The organism is Maribacter aquivivus, assembly GCF_900142175.1.
GTDB lineage: Bacteria > Bacteroidota > Bacteroidia > Flavobacteriales > Flavobacteriaceae > Maribacter > Maribacter aquivivus.
This window is the reverse complement of record NZ_FQZX01000001.1, coordinates 1,279,611-1,302,004: the sequence shown is the minus strand read 5'-3', so window position 1 is coordinate 1,302,004 and position 22,394 is coordinate 1,279,611. Positions and strand designations below refer to the sequence as shown.

The 22,394-nt window shown below is 35.2% G+C and carries 18 protein-coding genes; 13 read left to right on the top strand and 5 right to left on the bottom strand.

Going from position 1 to position 22,394, the window contains the following annotated elements; all coding sequences use genetic code 11:
- Positions 1 to 672 carry a ligase-associated DNA damage response endonuclease PdeM gene (gene pdeM, locus BUC31_RS05540; RefSeq protein WP_073241985.1) on the top strand — a complete coding sequence of 224 codons (672 nt, stop codon included), beginning with the start codon at positions 1 to 3 and terminating at the stop codon, positions 670 to 672.
- A 58-nt stretch (positions 673 to 730) separates the two neighbouring features.
- Positions 731 to 1,534, top strand: a complete 804-nt coding sequence (locus BUC31_RS05535) for a hypothetical protein (RefSeq protein WP_073241983.1) — start codon at positions 731 to 733, stop codon at positions 1,532 to 1,534.
- Here BUC31_RS05535 and BUC31_RS05530 read toward each other — a convergent pair.
- Positions 1,531 to 2,880 (bottom strand): dihydrolipoyl dehydrogenase family protein, encoded by a 1,350-nt coding sequence (locus BUC31_RS05530; RefSeq protein ID WP_073241981.1) that lies wholly within the window; start codon positions 2,878 to 2,880, stop codon positions 1,531 to 1,533. The genes BUC31_RS05535 and BUC31_RS05530 overlap by 4 nt on opposite strands.
- Before the next feature lie 123 nt (positions 2,881 to 3,003).
- Here BUC31_RS05530 and mfd point away from each other — a divergent pair, with 123 nt between their 5' ends.
- From mfd to BUC31_RS05505, 5 genes are all read left to right on the top strand, one after another.
- On the top strand, positions 3,004 to 6,372 hold the full coding sequence (mfd, locus tag BUC31_RS05525) for a transcription-repair coupling factor (RefSeq protein WP_073241979.1): 3,369 nt from the start codon (positions 3,004 to 3,006) through the stop codon (positions 6,370 to 6,372).
- Positions 6,372 to 6,698: a TerB family tellurite resistance protein gene (locus BUC31_RS05520; RefSeq protein ID WP_073241977.1), complete on the top strand. Its 327-nt coding sequence runs from the start codon at positions 6,372 to 6,374 to the stop codon at positions 6,696 to 6,698. Before mfd ends, BUC31_RS05520 begins: the two co-directional genes overlap by 1 nt.
- Before the next feature lie 151 nt (positions 6,699 to 6,849).
- Entirely contained in the window at positions 6,850 to 7,179 is a 330-nt protein-coding gene (locus BUC31_RS05515) for a hypothetical protein (protein WP_073241975.1), read from the top strand.
- Positions 7,180 to 7,187: 8 nt separating this feature from the next.
- Positions 7,188 to 7,520 carry a tellurite resistance TerB family protein gene (locus tag BUC31_RS05510; RefSeq protein ID WP_073241973.1) on the top strand — a complete coding sequence of 111 codons (333 nt, stop codon included), beginning with the start codon at positions 7,188 to 7,190 and terminating at the stop codon, positions 7,518 to 7,520.
- A 163-nt stretch (positions 7,521 to 7,683) separates the two neighbouring features.
- Positions 7,684 to 9,003: a TlpA family protein disulfide reductase gene (locus tag BUC31_RS05505; protein WP_073241971.1), complete on the top strand. Its 1,320-nt coding sequence runs from the start codon at positions 7,684 to 7,686 to the stop codon at positions 9,001 to 9,003.
- Here the strand turns inward: BUC31_RS05505 and BUC31_RS05500 are convergent.
- Both BUC31_RS05500 and BUC31_RS05495 read right to left on the bottom strand, forming a co-directional pair.
- Positions 9,000 to 9,659: an aspartate kinase gene (locus tag BUC31_RS05500; protein ID WP_073241969.1), complete on the bottom strand. Its 660-nt coding sequence runs from the start codon at positions 9,657 to 9,659 to the stop codon at positions 9,000 to 9,002. The two genes, BUC31_RS05505 and BUC31_RS05500, sit on opposite strands and share 4 nt — an antisense overlap.
- Before the next feature lie 88 nt (positions 9,660 to 9,747).
- Positions 9,748 to 10,107, bottom strand: coding sequence for a YraN family protein (locus tag BUC31_RS05495; protein WP_073241967.1), 360 nt, complete (start codon positions 10,105 to 10,107; stop codon positions 9,748 to 9,750).
- Between the two features lie 185 nt (positions 10,108 to 10,292).
- On the opposite strand from BUC31_RS05495, the gene BUC31_RS05490 reads away from it, so the two are divergent.
- Both BUC31_RS05490 and BUC31_RS05485 read left to right on the top strand, forming a co-directional pair.
- On the top strand, positions 10,293 to 11,786 hold the full coding sequence (locus tag BUC31_RS05490) for a DUF1800 domain-containing protein (RefSeq protein ID WP_073241965.1): 1,494 nt from the start codon (positions 10,293 to 10,295) through the stop codon (positions 11,784 to 11,786).
- 11 nt (positions 11,787 to 11,797) lie between these two features.
- Positions 11,798 to 13,501 (top strand): DUF1501 domain-containing protein, encoded by a 1,704-nt coding sequence (locus BUC31_RS05485; protein WP_073241963.1) that lies wholly within the window; start codon positions 11,798 to 11,800, stop codon positions 13,499 to 13,501.
- A gap of 57 nt (positions 13,502 to 13,558) precedes the next feature.
- Here BUC31_RS05485 and BUC31_RS05480 read toward each other — a convergent pair whose 3' ends face one another.
- Positions 13,559 to 13,738: a hypothetical protein gene (locus tag BUC31_RS05480; protein ID WP_073241961.1), complete on the bottom strand. Its 180-nt coding sequence runs from the start codon at positions 13,736 to 13,738 to the stop codon at positions 13,559 to 13,561.
- A gap of 192 nt (positions 13,739 to 13,930) precedes the next feature.
- Here BUC31_RS05480 and metG point away from each other — a divergent pair, with 192 nt between their 5' ends.
- The 4 genes from metG (at position 13,931) to BUC31_RS05460 (ending at position 20,183) form a co-directional block, all read left to right on the top strand.
- Complete coding sequence (gene metG, locus BUC31_RS05475; protein WP_073241959.1) at positions 13,931 to 16,009, top strand: methionine--tRNA ligase; 2,079 nt, start codon at positions 13,931 to 13,933, stop codon at positions 16,007 to 16,009.
- Between the two features lie 226 nt (positions 16,010 to 16,235).
- Positions 16,236 to 18,359: a Tex family protein gene (locus BUC31_RS05470; RefSeq protein WP_073241958.1), complete on the top strand. Its 2,124-nt coding sequence runs from the start codon at positions 16,236 to 16,238 to the stop codon at positions 18,357 to 18,359.
- Between the two features lie 9 nt (positions 18,360 to 18,368).
- Complete coding sequence (locus tag BUC31_RS05465; protein WP_073241957.1) at positions 18,369 to 19,271, top strand: histone deacetylase family protein; 903 nt, start codon at positions 18,369 to 18,371, stop codon at positions 19,269 to 19,271.
- Between the two features lie 78 nt (positions 19,272 to 19,349).
- The gene (locus tag BUC31_RS05460) at positions 19,350 to 20,183 is read left to right on the top strand and encodes a phosphatase PAP2 family protein (RefSeq protein ID WP_073241956.1); all 834 of its coding nucleotides are present in this window, start codon (positions 19,350 to 19,352) and stop codon (positions 20,181 to 20,183) included.
- A 19-nt stretch (positions 20,184 to 20,202) separates the two neighbouring features.
- Here BUC31_RS05460 and recQ read toward each other — a convergent pair whose 3' ends face one another.
- The gene (gene recQ / locus BUC31_RS05455; protein WP_073241955.1) at positions 20,203 to 22,287 is read right to left on the bottom strand and encodes a DNA helicase RecQ; all 2,085 of its coding nucleotides are present in this window, start codon (positions 22,285 to 22,287) and stop codon (positions 20,203 to 20,205) included.
- Positions 22,288 to 22,394 lie beyond the last annotated feature (107 nt).

The window sequence follows — 22,394 nt, the reverse complement described above, 5'->3', positions numbered from 1 at the left end:
ATGACCCATTCAATTACCCTTCACGACTCAACCTTTGAAATGCACTTTTCTGGCTCGCTCTTTTGGGTAGAAAAATCAATGTTAATAATTAGTGATGTTCATTTAGGCAAAGTTTCTCATTTTAGAAAATATGGTGCTGCAGTTCCACAACAGGCGGTACAACAAAATTTTGATGCATTAACCTCTGTAGTGAATCATTTTAAACCAGAATCAATACTTTTTTTAGGCGATTTGTTTCATTCTGCATTAAACACAGAATGGTTTCTTTTTGAACAATGGGTGAAGGCTACTCCACAAGAAATAATTTTAGTGAGCGGCAATCACGATATTATTTCTCCACTGAAATATGAAGAATTACATATAAAAGTAATACCAGAATTAGTATTAGAATCTTTTCTTTTGACCCATCACCCAGAAGAACGAGATGGTTTATTCAACTTTTCAGGACATATACATCCTGCAATAAAACTTAGTGGATTAGGAAGACAATCTGTTCGATTACCTTGCTTTTACAAAACCGATCATCAAATGATTGTACCGGCATTTGGTGAATTTACAGGTACATACACCTTAGAACCTTGTGAAGGTTGTGAAGTTTTCGCCCTTTTAGGTGATGCTGTACTGCCCGTTCCTATAAAAGAGGTAAAAAAAAAGCGGAATTACCGAAAATAGTTCTTTTAATACGCTAAAGAGCATAACTTTATAAGATAACCATAATAGCTTTACAGTTATGAAAAAGAAATTATCCATACTCAATTTAGCATCTGTAGTTTTAGTTATTGTGGTTAATTACATTTCGCAAGCATTTTCACTTAACGATACTACAATTGGTGAGATGAGTGCACAGTATGCAAACTTGTTTACTCCTGCAGCATACGCTTTTGCCATTTGGGGCGTAATCTTTTTAGGATTGTTGGGCTATGGCATATTTCAAGTAAAAAGAGCTTTTTTTAGTGATAAACCAAGCGATTTCATTGAACAAACAGGGTATTGGTTTGTCTTAGCGAACATTTTAAACTGTTGCTGGGTAATTGCGTTCATGTACAACTACACCGGACTCTCAGTGATTATTATGTTCGGAATATTGCTTTCATTGATTAAGATTATTCTAAATACCAATATGGAGCGTTGGGATGCTCCAGTAACTACCATTGCCTTTATATGGTGGCCCATTTGTTTTTATAGTGGATGGATTACTGTAGCCACTATTGCAAACATATCAGCTTTTTTGAGCAAATTAGATTGGAACGGCGGAGTATTATCTGAACAAGCCTGGACGATAAATATGATTGTAGCAGCCACCATCATTAATTTGTTAATGATTTGGAAAAGAAATATGCGAGAATTTGCCCTTGTTGGTATTTGGGCATTATTCGCTATTTATGTACGACATAATGAATCGAATATTTACATCGCATACGCAGCAATGACAGGAACCGTAATTCTCTTTATTGCCATTGCCTTTCATGCATTCAAAAACCGAGAAACTAGTCCGTTTAAAAAATTGCAAGAACGATTACAAGAGAAATCTTAAACCATACTTTTTATATCATTACCCCAAGATGGATAAGAGAATATAGTAGATTTTATATCGCGATCAGTCATTTTATTATTGATGGACAACGTAAATATATTGATGGTTTCTCCAGCATCAGGTCCTAACAGATGCGCACCAACAATTTCGCCAGTTTTATCATTTATAATCACTTTGTATGCATACAATGGTGCATTTATTCGCTTTGCATTAAACCAACCAGTTGCAACCTCAAAATTTACTCTTATATTTTTATAACGGCTACGTGCTTCTTCTTCAGAATACCCAACAGTAGCCAAGTTTGGAGAAGTAAATACTACAGATGGTATTACTGGCACATCTAATTTCTTGTCATTTCCATTAATTATATTTTCAGCAACCACATAACCTTGTCTGCCCGAAAGCGGAGTAAGCGGTAAATTCTTGTCAGACACATCTCCACAAGCATAAACATTTGGGTTACTAGTACTTTGTAAATAAGTATTTGTTTCTACACCCTTATCTCCAAATTGAACATTTCCCTTTTCTAAATCTAAACCTGCCAATGCGGGTACACGACCAGCGGTATTAAAAAATGCTTCGGCTTCAATAGTGTGTTCCTTCCCTTCTATCTCATACCTTAGCGTGAGTTTTTTTCGTTTCTTTTTCAATGCCTTTGGTGTAGCCTTAAAAATGAAATTTATCCCTAAAGATTCAGAGTACTTTCTAAGTTCATCAACCAAATCTGCCTCAAAAGCATGTAAAGGTCTCTTACCTGTATCAATTACAGTAACCTTGGCACCAGCTCTTGCTGCCATATGAGCAAACTCCATCCCAATATATCCTCCTCCAACAAAAACAATTTTCTTTGGTAGCTTTTTTAGATTTAAAAAATCATCACTCTCCCTGAAGTGCTTTGCTCCAGGCATTATTAAAGTACGTGGTACTAAACCCGTTGCAATTACAATTTTCTTGGCAACGACTTTCTTTCCTTCCACCAAAATGGTATTCTCGTCTAAAAACGCGGGAGATTGATGGAACAACGTAATACCCAGTTCTGCCAAATTATGCTCTGTAGATGCAGGTATATTAGAGGTGAAATTTCGTTTGAACTTTTGCAATTGCTTCCAATCAATTTTCGCAGTTTTGCTTATACCTTTTCCTTTTAAGTTTTTACTCAACTCATATGCTTCTATTGCACCAAGTAATATTTTCTTAGGATCACAACCTCTATTTGCACAAGTGCCACCAAATTCACGATTATCGGTAATGGCAACTTTTAAATCTTTAGCCACACAGGCTTTAGCAACTGTTTGCCCTGCAATACCACTTCCTATTACAAAAACATCAAACTCATTATCTTCCATATCACTTTTTTTCTACTACACTCCAAGGTGCAACTTTTTAGAGGCAACTTGTAACCCATATTCGATAATAATGAGTCTTATCCATTTCTTAGGTATGTGTATATTTGTAAAAATTTTAAACTGTTGAGTCATTCTTCTATCCAACAACGGTATAATCAGTCTCCCCAGATAGGGAAACTGCAAAATACTATTGCCGATTCTAAAAAATCAGAATCCCAAAACATTCAATTAAAAGGTCTTGTAGGGTCATCACTTTCATTTGTGCTTACCAGTATATTCAATGCAGAAGACCGGCCATTCTTGGCTATTTTTAATGACAAGGAAGAAGCTGCCTATTATTTAAATGATCTAGAACGTCTTATTGGCGAAGACAAGGTACTTTTCTACCCAGGTAGTTATAGAAGACCTTACCAAATAGAAGAGACAGATAATGCCAATGTACTTTTACGCGCCGAAGTTTTAAACAGAATAAACTCTAGAAAAAAACCAGCGGTAATAGTCACCTACCCAGACGCACTTTTTGAAAAAGTAGTTACAAGAAAAGAATTAGACAAGAATACCCTAAAAATGAAATTAGGGGATACACTTTCTTTAGATTTTTTAAATGAAATTTTATTTGAATACAAATTTAAACGAGTAGATTTTATTACCGAACCAGGTGAATTTTCGGTTCGTGGTGGTATAGTCGACGTGTACTCTTTCTCGCATGATGAGCCTTATAGAATAGAGTTTTTTGGTGATGAAATAGATAGTATTAGAACCTTTGATGTAGAAACACAACTTTCAAAAGAAAAGGTAAAATCAATAACAATTGTGCCGAATATGGCCGACAAGTTTTTGATTGATAAAAGACAGAGTTTTTTGACCTACGTGGCATCGAATACGCTCGTTTTTGCTAAAAATACCGACTATTTATATGACAGATTAAATGATTTCTTTGAAAAGGCTAAAGAAGCTTTTACAAAATTATCAAAAGACATTAAGCATGCCGAACCAGAAGAGTTATTTATGGGCGGTGCTGAATTTAAACAACAACTATCTGGCTTTACACTTTTAACCCAAGATGCTAAGCGAGATGCTATTGACTTTGTCGAATTCCACTCTAAACCACAACCTTCTTTTAATAAAAAATTCGATTTATTAATTGAAAATTTAAATAGCTATAAAGATAAAGGCTACACCAATTACATCTTTTGTGCCAGTGAGCAACAAGCCAAACGTTTTCATGATATTTTTGAAGAGGTTAACGAACATGTACATTATCAAATTATTGTTTCTCCCCTATTTCAAGGCTTTATAGATGACGACCAAAAATTGGTTTGTTATACCGATCATCAAATTTTTGAACGGTATCATAAATTCCATTTAAAAAACGGTTATGCTAAAAAGCAAGCAATTACTTTAAAGGAAATTAACAAACTAGAGATTGGTGATTACGTAACCCATATTGATCACGGTATTGGTAAGTTTGGCGGATTACAAAAAATAGATGTTGAAGGCAAAAAGCAAGAAGCTATAAAATTGATGTATGGTGAGCGAGATATCCTATACGTTAGCATACATTCTTTACACAAAATTTCAAAGTTCAATGGTAAAGATGGTGCACCGCCAAAAATTTACAAACTAGGATCTGGAGCTTGGAAAAAAATTAAGGATAAGACCAAATCGCGTGTTAAGAAAATTGCGTTTAATCTTATTAAAATTTATGCAAAACGAAGGCTAGAAAAGGGATTTCAATATAACCCAGATAGTTATTTGCAAAATGAACTTGAGGCTTCATTTATTTATGAAGATACTCCCGATCAAAGTACTGCTACCGAAGATGTAAAAAGAGACATGGAAAGTGAGCGACCTATGGATCGTTTAATTTGTGGAGATGTAGGTTTCGGAAAAACAGAAATAGCTATTCGTGCAGCATTCAAGGCCGTTGATAATGGCAAACAAGTAGCAGTTTTAGTACCTACTACTATATTGGCATTTCAACACCATCGTACTTTTGCAGAACGATTAAAGGATATGCCGGTAACGGTAGATTATCTGAACAGATTTAGAACTGCAAAAGAGAAAAAAGATACAATACAACGATTAGGCGAAGGCAAGGTCGATATCATTATTGGTACCCATCAACTGGTAAACAAAAATGTTCAATTTAAAGATCTAGGGTTATTAATTGTTGATGAAGAACAAAAATTTGGAGTAGCCGTAAAAGACAAATTAAAGTCGATCAAAGAAAATGTTGATGTACTTACATTAACGGCTACGCCAATACCAAGAACACTTCAATTTAGTTTGATGGCTGCTCGTGATCTTTCTACGATTACAACGGCACCACCAAATAGATACCCTATTGAAAGTCGGGTAGTACGCTTTAATGAAGAAATTATACGAGACGCCGTTAGTTATGAAATTGAACGTGGCGGCCAGGTATTCTTCATTCATAATAGAATTGAAAATATTAAAGAAGTTGCAGGAATGATCCAGCGTTTGGTACCAGATGCCAAGGTTGCAGTTGGTCATGGTCAAATGGAAGGAAAAAAACTAGAAGCATTAATGCTTGGCTTCATGAATAGTGAGTTCGATGTTTTGGTCTCTACCACTATTGTTGAGAGTGGGCTGGATGTTACCAATGCTAATACCATTTTCATAAACAACGCCAATAATTTTGGATTGAGTGATTTACACCAAATGCGTGGTCGTGTTGGTCGTGGAAATAAAAAGGCATTTTGTTACTTTATAACTCCGCCTTATGAAGTAATGACCAATGATGCACGTAAACGTATTGAAGCATTAGAACAATTTACAGAATTGGGCAGCGGCTTTAATATTGCCATGAAAGATTTAGAGATTCGTGGTGCAGGAGATTTGTTAGGTGGTGAACAAAGCGGATTCATCAATGAAATAGGTTTTGAAACATATCAGAAAATATTAGCTGAAGCCATAGATGAACTAAAAGAGAATGAATTTAAAGACCTATACGAAGAGGTTGAAGGTAAGCATGAGAAGATTTTTGTTAAAGAAACACAGATAGATTCTGACTTCGAATTGCTCTTTCCAGACGATTATATTAATAATATAACTGAAAGACTAACGTTATATACAGAACTCAACCAGGTAAAAGACGAAGCAGCGCTTCAAAAATTTGAGGCACAATTAGTGGATCGCTTTGGCGAATTACCAGAAGAAGCTCAAGATCTATTAAATTCTGTTCGAATAAAATGGATAGCAAATAGCATTGGTCTAGAGAAAATAGTGATGAAACAAGGTAAAATGATTGGGTACTTTTTAAGCGACCAACAATCAGAATTTTACCAGACTTCAACATTTACAAGGGTTTTACAATATGTACAGTCACATGCACAGCAATGTAAAATCAAAGAAAAAAAGACCCGAAACGGATTACGCTTATTATTGGTTTTTGAAAATATAAGATCTACTGATAGAGCATATTTGGCATTAAAGCCTTTTGAAATTAAAGAAAAAACAACTGTATAATGGAATTTGAAATACCAGAAAAATTAGCCATGGTTCATTTAATCGATTCAGTTATTGTAGCCGATGGCGAAGTGCATAACGGCGAAATTAATGCCCTAACAAAATTGATGACCATCATTGACTTTGATAGTAATTTCTTGATTCAGGCTAGAAGTATCGATTTAGAGCAAAGTGTAAACATCTTAAAAGATATGTCTGAGGATAAAAAAAGCGAATTAGCCCAAATATTAAAAGACGTAGCCATATCTGACGGCTATATTCATGAGAAAGAAAGTGATGTTATACGACATGTTTTCTCTGAAATAGGGCTCTCTAAAAAAGCATAATAAAAATTAAATATACAAAGCTTAAAATATTCGCTTCGAACTTGTTAACAGCTACTACTCATAACTTTTAAAAATGTTGTAGAACTCCTTTCACAACCATATTAAAAAGTCTTACCATTTTCCTTATCTTTCGACTCCAAAAATAAAATGTATGGAGTTTGAAGAGTTTGTAAAAGCAGCCTTTGTAAAGATGATTTATGAAGTTATAGAGGCCGACGGTAAAATTCATCCTGCAGAAGTAGAAACCTTAAATAAACTTAAAGTCAAAATTGGTTTTGACGATGCATTTTTAGAACGCGCAAAATTGTTAGAGTATGATAATGCTTTAGTAACACTCTACAATTTACCACACGAACAAAAGAAGGCCTTAGCAGAGATTCTTGATGAAGTAGCTATATCTGATGGTGCCATCCATAAAAAAGAAATGGACCTTATTATTGATACATTTATTAATATTGGTCTTGGAGAAGAAACAGAGTAATTAAGAGAATGGTAGATTTTACAAAAGAAGAGAAATTAGCTTTAGTAAAAATGGTAGACTATGTTATTTTAGCAGATAGCAAAGTAGACCCTGCCGAAATGCGATATCTTACGCAATTAATGGATCGTTTTACTTTTGATAGTTTCTTTGTAGGTCAAGCTAGAAATTTGAATAAGGACAAAGCTTTTAATATTCTTAGCTTAATGTCTTTACCTAAAAAGAAAGAAGTTGCCAAACTTTTAAACGAAGTGGCTATTTCTGATGGTTTTCTTCACGATAAGGAGCTTGTAAAAATAGCTGAAGCTCTGGGCCATATGGAGATCAAAAAAGAATTTTCATAAGCTTTTCAAAATTAAAGCCCACAATTGCTTTCTGAATATTACTTTTATTAACTTTATAGTATACCCCATTACATCAGTGTTTTACATGGATTTATAAAAACATAATAGCATATTTTGTAATTAGTACAATACATATTGGTCCGATAATTGTTTTAAAAAAAGTATGAAAGTTCTTATTAGTATTTGCCTCCTATTTATTTCATTAAGTATTCAAGCCCAAGGTTCCATTGCCGGAAACTTCTCCCCTCCAAAAGATTTTAAATGGTTGATCGCCTATGAGCTAACACCAAATGGTGAACGTTATAGCGTTGACAGCGCCGTAAGAGATGGCTCATTTGAACTAGAAATGCCTTTAACCGCTCAAGCTGGTATGTATAGATTGGTATATGCAGTACCACAAGATGAATTTTATATTGATGTCATTTACAATAAAAAAGAAGATGTAAAATTCAATTTCAATCTTCAAGATGGCTTGACCATTACAAATTCTGAAGAAAATAAGTGGTACCGAGAATACTTTTCTAAGATAACTGCTGCGCAAGATAAGCTGATAGAGTTTTATGAAACCAATAACGAACCGAACAAAGAATATACAAGCATTATAAAAGAATTAAATGCGATACAGACCTCTTTTGAAGAAAAGCATGCTACAACTATTGCCCACAAATTTATTAAGGCGAACAGAAGTTACATTCCTTCAGAATTTGAAGATTTAGAAACATTTCTTAAAAATAAAAAGCAACATCATTTTGACCATTTAGCAATAAATGATCCCGTTCTACAAGGCTCTAATTTCTTAACCGATAAATTCGCTAGTTATGTTTTTTCGGCACTCCCTACAGATATCACTACAAAGGAACAATTAGCAATTGAGGTAAACAAAAACGTAAAGACCACAGCTGAGTTTATAAAATCTACTCCGATCGGTTTTCAAGAAAGGTCTATGCATCAATTATGGAAAATAGCAGATGTAAATGATATGCCTAGTGTTCAAGATTATATTTTTAAAAACCATTTGAAGAAATTGGCAATAGCCAACAATAATCAAAAATTGGTCGATGAGCTAGAACTGGCAGCTCGATTAAGAATTGGAGCAGTTTCGCCAGATATCATTTGGCAGGCAAATGGTAAAAAACAATCGCTTTTAACGATGGAAGAAGCCGAAAATTATCTGCTAGTGTTTTGGAGCAGCACTTGCTCTCACTGCTTAAAAGAGCTTCCTGCATTACATGAAGAAGTTAAAGAGTATGACAATCTAAAAATTATCGCTATTGGTCTAGAAGATGATAATGTTAACTGGAAAGAAGTTTCTGCAACATTACCAAGCTTTAATCACGCTATAGCATTAGGTAGATGGGAAAGTGAGTATGCACATACATTTGGCATACAAAGCACACCTACCTATTTTATATTGGATAGTGAAAAACGTTTTTTGGCTAAACCAGAATCTGATAAAGAAGTGGTAGAGTTTTTAGAAAACTAAAGCGCCTTTAAATCCTTTATTGTTTTAAATGCCATATCTACTTGAGCATCATTTACTAGAATAGTAAATTCATTTGTGGTTGAGATTACTTCATAAAGAACAATCCCTTCCCAAGCTAACCTTTGAAATATAAAGTAATAAATACCAGGTACTGAAACGTTTTCTGCAGGTAGTTTTACGGTAATGGATGAAAGCTCTTCCGCTTTTTGAGTACACTTTTCGTCTTTGAAAAGTCTCTCAACTGTTTTATCCATCACATTACTAATTACTATGTTGATTTCGTTTACACCACGGCTAGAGGTGTAGAAAACATCTTGATTATTATTGATCTCTTCAAGCAACTTAGCTTGATGTACCAATATTTTATCTGAAGCTAAAAAAGTATAATCGGTAAGTGATGATCTTACGGTTATCTCACCAATATTTTTCAACACTTTTAGGATCTTATGGGTCGCCCTAAACTCCAAATCATCGGACAGGCGTTTTAATGCCATTACAATTGCGCCATTACGAATGTCTTTACCTAATTCATGCTCAATCTCTGGTTTCACTATTCTAGATAGCGATGTAAGATTGATGATACCCTGAGCTAGAGCACTTTGTAAAAATGGCTTTTTCTTAATGTACTCTTCAACGACTGATGATATTGTTTTCATTTTACTGTATGGTTGTTGTGCAAATATAACAACTTGTTACAAATAAAACAAAATGTTTTTTAATAAATCTACTCTTTTAGTAGATTACTCAGAAATGATAAAAGGCAGATTCTAAATGTTCTAACTCAAATTTACTCTTATTTTTGAGTATGGTTATAATATCAAAACGCACCTCAACGTCTAAGTTATTATCGGTAACGTAGTGGTCTGCGGCCATAACCAACAGCTTAATTTTTTTTGCAGTTACCGTTTCAGCTATATTCTCTATAAAATCTGAACTTCTTGAACGAACTTCAACAATTGCCAAAATGTCACCCTTTCTTGCTATAATATCAATTTCGGCCTGCAGATATCTATAGTTTTTATACTTAATTATATACCCGTTCTTTTTGAGAAAATCAACTGCTATCTGTTCCCCTTCTTTACCAAATTCATTATGTTTTCCCATGATGTTGTTAGTGGATTGTGCAATTCATCGAAAATATTGGAATTTTAACGCCTTTTTACCAATAAATCTCGTTATTTGACTTCTGATTATCGAAAATAGATAGTTTTAAATACTATACCAAATTTCGAGACGTTTACATAGAAGCCCCAACTCTACGAACGTAATACAAACGCCTATTTTAAGATATGGAATATTTCATTAATTGTAATACTTCTACTCTTGCTCCGTATACAGCTAATCTAGATCAGCTAAGAGCAGCTCATTTATACAGACGATTAGGATTTAGCGCCTCTGTCGCCACTATAAACCAAGCTACCGGTCAATCTGCCGCTGCATTGGTAGATAGTTTAATAGATGAAGCTTTAAGCATGCCAGAAATAGCTACGCCAGCTTGGGCAAATTGGAACAATGACAATTACCCTGCAGACAGTGATGCAAGCAATCAACTAAAGAGAGAACAAAAATCTGAATTTCAATTGGCGTATGCCAATGGTCTTTTAAATAACAATTTAAGAGATCGGTTAAGCTTTTTCTGGAGCAATCATTTTGTTACTGAATTAGAAGTTTATAACTGTAATTCTTTTTTATATCAATATATAGACTGTCTTCAACGTAACTCTTTAGGTAATTTTAAAACCTTTACTAGTGAAATTGGGTTAACCAATGCCATGTTATATTACTTAGATGGTGTGTATAACAATGGTAACAACCCTAATGAAAATTATGCTCGTGAATTGTATGAGCTATTTACTTTGGGTGAAGGCAACGGATATACTGAAGAAGATATAATTGAAACAGCAAAAGCCTTAAGTGGTTATGTAGAACGTGGCGAAGTTGGTTGTTCACCTGTAGCCTTTGATGCTACTAAGCATGATGAAGGTTCCAAAACTATATTAGGTCAAACCGGCAATTGGGGATATGATGATGTTATCAATATACTCTTCGAACAAAGAGCACCAGAAATAGCAGAATTCATCTGCCGTAAATTATATGAATTTTTTGTGCACCCAGATTCTAAAGATGATGCGAATAACGCACAAATGATTATTGATGGTTTGGCTGCCACATTAGTAACCAATGACTTTGAATTGGCACCAGTGTTAAGACTTTTATTTAAGAGTCAGCACTTTTTTGACGATGAAGCTATTGGAGTAATTATAAAGAGTCCGGTAGATTTCTATTTTAACACACTAAATGAATCAGGCTTTAGCTACACAGACACTAATGTTGCCGAAATGGTCAATTACAGTGCCTTATTAAGCCAAGAAATATTTGAACCTTTTGATGTTGCCGGTTGGCAAAGAGACAGGTCATGGATCAACACCAATTTTATGATTGGGCGTTGGCTTACCATTGAAAGCATATTAGAAGAATTCTATATGGCAGACAATGAGCAATTTAGAACATTTGGACTAGAAATATCAGGAAATACAGGTTTAACAAGCTCAAACCCCGACGAGGTTGCTAGACTAATTATAGATTTCGTTTTAACTAAGGGTCTTCTAAATGAAGAAGAATATGCCAAAGCATTTGCCATATTCAGAAGTGATGTAGAAGATGTTTACTACAATGGTGGTAATCAAGAATCGTGGACGCTGGCTACTTGGCAACAAGGTCCGTTTCAAGTTTACCTCCTTTTTCAGTATTTAGCTAGACAACCTGAGTTTCAATTAAAATAACACCTACTCTTATGTGCAACACACACCACTCCCCATTTAAAGGTCTTCAACACGAAGGTCATGATGAAGAACATAAAACATGGAGCAGACGCTCTTTTTTACAAGCAATGGGCATTGCGGGCTCAGGCTCAATGATGCTAGGTGCAAATATGTTATCGGCTTCTGCCCCATCGCCATTATCGGCGGGCATATCAGCTGCCGAAACAGATAATATCTTAATACTTATTCGCCTGTCTGGTGGTAATGATGGATTAAGCACGGTCATACCTATTGAACAATATGATAGTTATGCCAATGCAAGACCTAATATCTATATACCAGAAAGTAAGGTTTTAAAATTGACTGATGAATTCGGTGTACCATCATACATGAGTTCTTTGGCTCCAATGTGGGAAGAAGGTCAGTTCAAAGCAGTGCATGGTGTAGGTTATGAAGGACAAAGTTTATCTCACTTTACAGGTTCAGATATCTTTGCTAACACCGACATAGAAACTACAGGATTCAGCGGTTTAAATACCGGATGGATGGGTAGGCATTTTGAAAACATGTACCCAGATTATTTAGTTAATCCCCCAGCGGCACCAGCTGCCATACAAATTGGGCAGTTTGGTAGTTTGGTTTTTCAGGGTGATGAAACAAACTATGCATTTGTAACTTCTAATGTTGATCAACTAGAGGAAATTGCAGAATCTGGCGTTGTCTATGGTTTAGATGATACCTTATTCAATGACTGCATGTACGGTGACCAGTTGAAATTTTTGAGAGGAGTAGCCAATACAACTTATGAATATTCTGGTATTATACACGATGCTTACACACGTGGGCAAAATCAAGTAGAATATCAAGACAATAGCTTTGCCCGCCAATTGGCACTTATCGCAAGATTAATAAAAGGTAACCTTGGCACAAAGGTGTATATGATTTCAATGGGCGGTTTTGACACCCATGGTAATCAACCACAGGCACATGCCAATTTAATGACCAATTTATCTGTTGCGGTAAACAACTTCTATGAAGACATAGCCTTTACCCAACAAGATGATAAAGTATTGAGCATGACCTTCTCTGAATTCGGACGACGAATTTTTGAAAATGGCTCTAATGGTACCGATCATGGTAAAGCAACACCGACCTTATTTTTTGGTTCAGGTTTAAATGGTAGTGCATTTGTTGGCGATCACCCAACCCTTGACGACCCAGATGGACGCGGAAACTTAGAATACACAATGGATTTTAGAGATCTCTATGCTACCGTTCTAGCAGAATGGCTATGTGTAGACATACCATTGGTTGAGGCGCATTTATTGAATTACAAACCGTATGTACCGGTAGACTTAGGCTTTAGTTGTAGTGGAGAGGCTTTCCCCGATATTGTATATAGTGATGGCGAAGTAACACCACCTGTGTATCCTGATGAGGAAGCAGAGACTCCGTTTAACCCAGACTTAATAAATGCCGTTGTACATAAACCTTTTTATCCAACGGATAGTACACCACATATCTATTTAGAAATGCCATTTTCGGCACATGTAGATATAGAACTTTTTAATATTCTAGGTCAGAAAGTAGGCACTGTTTTTAACGAAATGATGTTTGAAGGTTCTACCGAAATAAATATACGAGAGCGCATGCCCGAACAACTATCAACAGGTAAGTACATTTATCGTATTAATGTACAAAACCAAAAAATGAGTAAATCAGTGATGGTAGTTTAATCTGTTTCCCACTATGTAAAAAGCCCTATTCAATTAAATTGAATAGGGCTTTTTATTTTATGATAATTTAGTATTGTTCATTTTGGACTCAAACCGCAATTCTTTTTTTACTCTATGATTCTTGTCTTTGTAAAGCCGCACAACATCTTCTTTACTTGTTTGTGCATCTTCTATTCCTGCGTTAAATTTCTCTAAGCTTTCATCAAGCTTTAACTTTCTTGAATTACCAACAGCCATAACATCTATGTTTTAGTTTATAAATAGGTATTTTCTTACATTATAACAGATTCTAAATGTTTTTAGTATAAAATATCCATGAACGACATAGTTAGAAACGGTTAAAATTTTCATCTAGTAGCTTACTACTAATCTCAAGTAATTAGTAATTCTCACTTCAAATTCAGTATTTTTGTAGCTTAATTTATTTTGATGTCCGATATTAAATCACCCTCTAGATATACGATTACTGCTGCATTACCATATACAAACGGTCCAATACATATTGGTCATTTAGCCGGTGTTTACGTACCAGCAGATATTTACGCTCGTTACCTAAGATTAACAGGTAAAGACGTTGCCTTTGTTTGTGGTAGCGATGAACATGGTGTAGCCATTTCAATGAAAGCAAAAAAGGAAGGCGTAACTCCTAAAGATATTATCGATAAATATCATGCAATTATTAAGCAGTCTTTTGTAGATTTTGGTATAACGTTTGACAATTATTCAAGAACCTCTGCACAGGTTCATCACGATACTGCTTCAGAATTCTTTATAAATCTTTATGATAAAGGAGATTTTATTGAAGAAACTACGGCACAATTATATGATGAGGAAGCACAACAGTTTTTGGCAGATCGTTTTGTAATAGGCACATGCCCTAAATGTGGTAATGAAGAGGCGTACGGAGATCAATGTGAAAATTGTGGATCTAGTTTAAATGCGACAGATTTAATAAATCCGAAATCAACCATAACCGGAACCGTACCTACAACTAAAGAAACAAAACACTGGTTTTTACCTTTAGACAGGTATGAGGATTTTTTAAGAGAGTGGATCCTAAAAGGTCATAAAGACGATTGGAAACCCAATGTATATGGACAGTGTAAATCATGGATCGATGGCGGTTTAGAGCCAAGAGCCGTAACTAGAGATTTAGATTGGGGAATACCCGTGCCTGTACCAGGTGGTGAAGGCAAAGTATTATATGTTTGGTTTGATGCTCCTATAGGATATATTTCATCTACCAAAGAATGGGCAGCCCGTGAAGGAAAAGATTGGGAACCCTATTGGAAAGATGAAAACACCAAATTAGTTCACTTCATTGGGAAGGATAATATTGTTTTTCACTGTATCATTTTCCCTTCTATGTTAAAGGCGGAAGGCAGTTATATTCTACCTGAAAATGTACCCGCAAATGAATTCTTGAATTTAGAAGGAAACAAACTGTCTACTTCTAAAAACTGGGCGGTTTGGTTGCATGAGTACCTAGTAGATTTTCCTGAAATGCAAGATTCGTTGCGTTATACGTTAACTGCAAACGCACCAGAAACAAAGGATAACGATTTCACTTGGAAAGATTTTCAAGCACGTAACAATAATGAACTAGTAGCCATTTTAGGTAATTTCATTAACAGAGTCGTGGTACTGACCAACAAGTATTATGAAGGCAAAGTACCTGCTGCAGGAAACTTAACCGATGTTGATACTGAGACTCTTGAACAATTATCAAAATACCCAGGAATCATTTCCAGTTCTATTGAGCGCTACCGTTTTAGAGAAGCGGGTCAAGAATTAATGAATCTCGCTCGTTTAGGTAATAAATACTTAGCCGATGCAGAACCTTGGAAAGTGATTAAGGTTGATGAAGAACGCGTAAAAACAATCATGAATATTGCTTTACAAATTGCGGCTGGTTTAGCCGTTTTAAGCGAACCATTTTTACCGTTTACTTCTAACAAGTTAAAGAATATTCTAAATATCGATTCAAGCGCAGGTGATGGTCTAAATTGGAATGATGTTTCAACAAAAGAAGCATTATTACAGCCTGAACATCAAATAAACCAAGCAGAACTATTATTTAGAAAAATTGAGGACACTGAAATTCAAGCTCAACTGGATAAGTTAGAAGCGACCAAAAAAGCGAACGAAAACGAAAACAAAAAACTAATGCCACAAAAAGATACCATAACATATGATGATTTTTCAAAACTAGATATGCGTGTTGGTACTATTATCGAAGCTGAAAAAATGGCAAAAGCTAAAAAACTTTTAGTCTTAAAAGTGGATACTGGCTTAGACGTTAGAACTATAGTTTCTGGTATTGCAGAAAGCTTTAAACCAGAAGAAATAGTCGGTAAAAAAGTTACTGTTTTGGTCAACCTAGCACCAAGAGCTTTACGTGGTGTTGATAGTGAAGGCATGATTTTAATGACGGAAAATGCCGATGGCAAATTAGTGTTTGTAAACCCAGATGAGGATAGTGTTGGTAATGGGGAAGGGATTAACTAGAGACTATTTTAATATAACTTAAAAAGCCTTGGTGAATATTCACCAAGGCTTTTTGCTTTTAAATAGAACCCCGTTATAGACGTAATTATACTTTTAGGTTTTAAGGTGATATCCGTAAATATTCAAAAATAGAAAAGAAAGGATATTAAAATCTACACAAATACCTTGTACTGCTTGATTTCAATACCTAATAATGGGTATTTTTAAATGTTCTAAACGATTATACATGCAATTACTCCCATATATACTTAAATACACCCAACTACCAGAGAAGGGGATTCAAAATACTATTGAGCTTTTAAATGCCGATTGTACCATACCTTTCATTTCTAGATATCGTAAAGAAAGAACTGGTAATTTAGATGAAGTACAAGTTGGTGCTATCGTTCAATTTAAAGAACAGTTTGAAGCATTAGAAAAGAGAAAAAAAGCCATTATAAAAGCTGTTGACGAACAAGGCGTCTTAACGGCTGAGCTAAAACAAAAGTTCAATAATTCTGAAGATCTTACCCAGTTAGAAGATTTATACCTCCCATTCAAAAAAAGTAAAAAAACCAAAGCTGAAGTTGCACGTAAAAACGGATTAGAGCCATTGGCTAAAATCATTATGGCGCAGCGAAATGATGACATTGAATTTACGGCATCTAAATATCTCAGCAAAGAGGTAGAAAATGAAGATGATGCCTTAGAAGGTGCTAGACACATTATTTCTGAATGGATTAATGAACGTACAGACATAAGAAGTTCCATAAGATCCCAATTAGCAAGATTTGCCATTATTAGTACAAAAGTAATAGGTACTAAAAAAGATGATGAAAAGGCACAGAAATTCCGCGATTATTTTGAGTGGAGCGAGCCTTTAAATAAATGTCCGTCTCACCGATTACTTGCCATTTTACGTGCCGAATCAGAAAAATTTATCCGGGTTAAAATTGAGCTAGATGATGAACGATTACTGGACCGAATCGAAAACAGAATCATTAAAACTAATAATGCCTGTGGAAAACAAATTGAGCTAGCCATTTCAGATGCATATAAAAGGTTACTATTCCCGTCTTTATCCAACGAACTATTAAAAGCAGCAAAAGAAAAAGCAGATGATGAAGCAATTGCTGTTTTCTCTAATAATCTAAGACAATTATTATTGGGTGCTCCTTTAGGTGAAAAACGAATTCTTGCCATAGATCCAGGTTTTAGAACGGGTTGTAAAGTGGTCTGCCTAGATGCTCAAGGCAATTTGGTACATAATGAAACTATTTATCCGCATGCGCCACAAAATGATGTTGCTGGCGCAATAAAGAAATTAAGTTCGTTGGCAAATGCATATAAAATAGAGGCAATCGCCATTGGTAACGGTACGGCATCTAGAGAAACAGAGCAAGTTGTAAAGAAGGTGATTTTCAATAATCCTGTTGAGGTATTTGTGGTAAGTGAGGCTGGCGCTTCCATTTATTCCGCCTCTAAAATTGCCAGAGATGAATTCCCAAATTATGATGTTACCGTACGTGGTGCCGTTTCTATTGGTAGGCGTTTAGCAGATCCACTTGCTGAACTTGTAAAAATAGACCCAAAATCTATTGGTGTTGGGCAATACCAACATGATGTTGATCAGAGCAAATTAAAGAACTCACTAGATACGGTTGTTGAAAGTTGTGTAAATTCTGTTGGCGTAAACATCAACACCGCTAGCGTTCCGTTATTAAGTTATGTATCTGGTATTGGACCAAAATTAGCAGAAAATATTGTTGCTCAGAGAAAAGAAAAAGGAGCTTTTACAAGTCGAAAAGATATTATGGATGTTCCACGTTTAGGTGGTAAGGCATTTGAGCAAGGTGCAGCTTTTCTACGAATAAAAGACGCTAAGAATCCACTTGACGATTCTGCCGTACACCCAGAAAGTTATGGCATAGTTAAGCAAATGGCAAAAGATAAAGAAACAGAAATTTTATCGCTGATTGGGAACAAAACAATACTTAAAGAAATTGATCTTCATAAGTATTGTACTAATGAGGTTGGGCTACCTACCTTAGAAGACATTCGCTCAGAACTAGAAAAACCAGGTTTAGACCGTAGAGAAAAAGCAAAGGTTTTTACATTTGATCAAACTATTAAATCTATAACAGATTTACATAGCGGGCAATTGTTACCAGGAATTGTAAATAACATTACCAACTTCGGGTGTTTTGTAGATATCGGTATTAAAGAAAGCGGATTAATTCATGTTTCTAACCTATCAGATTCTTTTGTTAAAGATGTGAATGAACATGTACACTTACATCAGCAAATTATTGTGAAAGTTTTAGAAGTTGATGTTCAAAGAAAACGTATTCAATTAAAGCTACATAAATAATTAAACCGGATGCTAAAAATAGCAAATCACCCTATATATAAACATCCGTTACCAGAGGGACATCGTTTTCCTATGGAAAAATATGAGCTATTACCACAGCAATTAATTTATGAAGGTACCTGCGCAGAAGAAAATTTCTTTGAACCAGAAATACCAAATGACAAACATATTGTAGCAGTTCACGATCCTGAGTACTTCTATGATTTATTGAATATGATGATTTCGCCCAAAATGGCACGTAAAATAGGTTTTCCACTTTCAGAAGACTTGGTAGAACGCGAACGTATTATTGCAGATGGTACCATAAAAGGATGTGATTTTGCTTTAGAATATGGAATTGCCATGAACATTGCCGGTGGTACTCACCATGCTTTTAGCAATCATGGTGAGGCATTTTGCATGTTAAACGATCAAGCAATTGGCGCTAGATACTTAATGAATAATGGTCTTGCTAAAAAAATTCTCATTATAGACCTAGATGTGCATCAAGGAAACGGAACTGCAGAAATATTTAAGAATGATGATGCAGTTTTTACATTTTCAATGCATGGTGAAGGTAATTATCCGTTTAAAAAAGAACAGTCAGACTTAGATATTCCATTGCCAAAAGGAACTACTGATGAAATATACCTTTCTATACTAAAGGAAAATTTACCCAAACTAATTAATACAGTTAAGCCAGATTTTATCTTTTACCTCTGTGGTGTTGACATTCTAGAAAGTGACAAATTAGGCACGCTTAGCATGACATTAGAAGGATGTAAAAAACGGGATGAATTTGTTTTAAGTACATGTCATAACTTTAATATACCGGTGCAATGTAGTATGGGCGGTGGTTACTCACCAAATATTAAGATTATAGTTGAAGCGCATGCTAATACATTCCGATTAGCACAAAACATTTATTTTTAAGCTCTTTCAAGAGTTTTAGAGTTAAATATTATTTGCTATTAACTATATTATAAACAACTAGAACTTTAAATTTACGCCATGAAAAAAGTAATAATCCTCTTAGGCATAACCTTTTGTATTTCATTAAAAGCTCAAGACTCCGTTAAAGATTCTACAGAAACACGGTGGAATATGCTTAAGTACGATGTTGGTAGTATTTTTACAGGGGTTGGATATTCATATGCACGCCCATTTCATTGGAAAGGTGATCAATGGGCTCAATTTGGCGCTGTTGTAGCTGGTACAGGATTAATTTATTTAGTAGATGACGAAACATCAAGATTTATTAGAAATAACAGAGAAGGTATCCCTAGAGTTATTCGTGATTATGGTGAATTTTATGGCAGTCCTTCAAATAATTATTTAGCAACATCAGGTGTATATGCTGTAGGATTAATTACCAAAAATGAAAAACTAAGACGAACAGGTGTATTATTAATATCATCAGCTACTTCAGCCGGACTTCTACAACAAGTGCTAAAATCTGTAGTAGGTAGAGCAAGACCTTTGGCAGATTTAGGCAAAGATACTTTTGACCCTTTCAATTCAAGCAGAAACTTTCATTCGTTCCCTTCTGGGCATGCATTATTAGCTTTTACAAATGCTTACGCAATTGGGAAACAATTTAAAAATCCTTGGGTAAAAGCAGGTATTTATACTTTAGGTGCAATTCCGGGTATTTCTCGTGTTTGGGATGGCCAGCATTATTTAAGTGATATGGTGTTTGCCTTTGCCATAAGTATTGCTACCGTAGAATCTATTGATCGATATTTAGATAAAAGGTATGATGAGAAATACAACGACCAAACAAAAATGGTAAGTTGGAATCTTAATTTTGGACCAGGTCAATTGGGTGTTACCGTTAATTTTTAAACTGGACTAATATCTATTTTTAAGAATCTAACATGTACAAGGCAAACTTAATTTTCCAATAAGGAACTTTTTCTTCAAAATATTCAAAATAGTCTTTTAGACCGGTAGCATCTGTAAGTTCAGATTTTGCTTTTTCTATTTCAGCTATTTCTTTTGAATCAACAAACTGATTTAAATCTAGCTCTTCACCTTCGGCATGTTTTTTCATTAGATGTCCGTATATCGTATTTTCGGACAAATTTCTTGACGTAGCTATTTCAGAAACTGTTGATCCTTTACTAAACAATTCAAAGGTTTGGTCGTGCGTTGCTTTTTTCGACTTCTTAGCAGGGGCATTTTTAGTTATTTCAGCAATAAACACATCTGCGTACTTTTCTAACTTCGCCTGCCCTACTCCAGAGACTTGCATAAACTCTTCCCTGTTTTTGGGGAGTTTAGCCTCCATATCTTTTAAACTCGCGTCACCAAAAACAACATAAGCAGGTACATTCTGTTCCGTTGCAATTTGTTGTCTAAGTAAACGAAGCTTTTCGAATAAATTGGTTTTCGTAGTTCGTGATTTTGATGCAGCCTTTTTCTTTTCAGTTTCCTTTTGCAATACTGCAAGCTGAACCTTTTTACCAGAAAATAAAACCTCTTTTGCCTGTTCTGTTAATCCGAGTCTTGCACCTTCCCTAAAATTAATATCTAGCACGCCTTGGTTCAATAGCTGAATAACATATTGCTGCAGGTCTAACCAAGAAACATCTTTTACAGCACCATAAGTTTTTATGTTCTGATAACCTTTCTCTAAAACGTGTGCGTTCTGCGCACCCCTTAAAACATCTATTACCATACCCATAGGCTCGCGTTCCTTTAGCCGTGCAACCCCAGAGCAAACTTTCTGAGCTAATAATGTAGCATCAAAATATGCTGGTGGCGAATTACAGATATCACAGTTTCCACAACCTTCGCTAACTTGTTCTCCAAAATAATTTAACAAAGCAATTCTACGACAACTCAATGCCTCGGCGAATTGTTGCATGCGCTCTAACTTAGCATACTCAACATCAGCATTTTCACTTTGTGTAATAAACCTACGCAACTGAGCCACATCGGCAAAACTGTAAAATAATAATGCGTGAGCTGGGAGTCCGTCACGACCACCACGACCAATTTCTTGGTAGTACCCTTCTATGTTCTTTGGCAGGTTATAATGAATGACCCAACGCACATTACTTTTATCTATACCCATACCAAAAGCAATGGTTGCTGCAATTATAGGCACCTTATCGGTAATGAATTCTTCTTGAACAGAAGAACGTTCACCTGAAGACATACCTGCATGATATGCTTTGGCTTTAAAACCGGCATTACGTAATTTCTCCGCAATAGATTCTGTACTCTTACGACTTAGACAATAAATAATTCCGCTTTCGTTTGGTCTATCGTCTAAGAAATCGAGAATATGTTTTATTCGATCTTGAGCAGGTTTTACATCAAGATATAAATTAGGCCTATTAAAAGATGCCAAGTGACGCTCAGCATTCGGAATTTGTAATTGATCAGCAATATCGTCTTGAGTAGTCTTATCAGCAGTTGCCGTAAGAGCCATCACTGGGATATTAGGAAATCTTCTTTTTAATCCGCCAAGCTGAGTATATGCAGGTCTAAAATCATGCCCCCATGATGAAATACAATGCGCCTCATCTACAGCAAAAAGACTAATCTTTAAGTTACCGAGAATGTTATTAAAAAAGCCTAAACTCTCTGGTGCTACATAGAATAGTTTCAACTCTCCTCTTTCTAATTTTCCAAGAATTTCTTGCTGAGTTTCTTGGGTCTGAGAACTGTTATAATATTCAGCTGCAATTCCGTTAGCTTTTAGAACATCTACTTGATCCTTCATTAAAGCTATTAACGGAGAAATCACAATTGCAGTTCCTTCTAGAGCCAATGCCGTCAGCTGATAACAAAGGGACTTACCACCACCTGTAGGCATAATGGCCAACACATCTTTTTTACTAAGTGCATCTTCAATTATTGATAATTGATTCGGCTTAAATGAATCGTAACCAAAATGCTTTTTTAATAATGGTATTAAGTCTTTTTCTGTTGTAATCATGTTTTGCAAAAATAGTGTTTGAAAATGTCTTTAGCAGGTCTTTTCACAGGATTAGATTTTTACGAAGCAAGAAGCAATCTGTCAAATTCGTGTACCGAACTAACAGA

Bases quoted from the DNA above. Each gene is read 5' to 3' on its own strand.
- pdeM (WP_073241985.1), top strand. From the start codon at position 1: ATGACCCATTCAATTACCCTTCACGACTCAACCTTTGAAATGCACTTT.
- BUC31_RS05535 (WP_073241983.1), top strand. From the start codon at position 731: ATGAAAAAGAAATTATCCATACTCAATTTAGCATCTGTAGTTTTAGTT.
- BUC31_RS05530 (WP_073241981.1), bottom strand. From the start codon at position 2,880: ATGGAAGATAATGAGTTTGATGTTTTTGTAATAGGAAGTGGTATTGCA.
- BUC31_RS05520 (WP_073241977.1), top strand. From the start codon at position 6,372: ATGGAATTTGAAATACCAGAAAAATTAGCCATGGTTCATTTAATCGAT.
- BUC31_RS05515 (WP_073241975.1), top strand. From the start codon at position 6,850: ATGGAGTTTGAAGAGTTTGTAAAAGCAGCCTTTGTAAAGATGATTTAT.
- BUC31_RS05510 (WP_073241973.1), top strand. From the start codon at position 7,188: ATGGTAGATTTTACAAAAGAAGAGAAATTAGCTTTAGTAAAAATGGTA.
- BUC31_RS05505 (WP_073241971.1), top strand. From the start codon at position 7,684: ATGAAAGTTCTTATTAGTATTTGCCTCCTATTTATTTCATTAAGTATT.
- BUC31_RS05500 (WP_073241969.1), bottom strand. From the start codon at position 9,659: ATGAAAACAATATCATCAGTCGTTGAAGAGTACATTAAGAAAAAGCCA.
- BUC31_RS05495 (WP_073241967.1), bottom strand. From the start codon at position 10,107: ATGGGAAAACATAATGAATTTGGTAAAGAAGGGGAACAGATAGCAGTT.
- BUC31_RS05490 (WP_073241965.1), top strand. From the start codon at position 10,293: ATGGAATATTTCATTAATTGTAATACTTCTACTCTTGCTCCGTATACA.
- BUC31_RS05485 (WP_073241963.1), top strand. From the start codon at position 11,798: ATGTGCAACACACACCACTCCCCATTTAAAGGTCTTCAACACGAAGGT.
- BUC31_RS05480 (WP_073241961.1), bottom strand. From the start codon at position 13,738: ATGGCTGTTGGTAATTCAAGAAAGTTAAAGCTTGATGAAAGCTTAGAG.
- metG (WP_073241959.1), top strand. From the start codon at position 13,931: ATGTCCGATATTAAATCACCCTCTAGATATACGATTACTGCTGCATTA.
- BUC31_RS05470 (WP_073241958.1), top strand. From the start codon at position 16,236: ATGCAATTACTCCCATATATACTTAAATACACCCAACTACCAGAGAAG.
- BUC31_RS05465 (WP_073241957.1), top strand. From the start codon at position 18,369: ATGCTAAAAATAGCAAATCACCCTATATATAAACATCCGTTACCAGAG.
- BUC31_RS05460 (WP_073241956.1), top strand. From the start codon at position 19,350: ATGAAAAAAGTAATAATCCTCTTAGGCATAACCTTTTGTATTTCATTA.
- recQ (WP_073241955.1), bottom strand. From the start codon at position 22,287: ATGATTACAACAGAAAAAGACTTAATACCATTATTAAAAAAGCATTTT.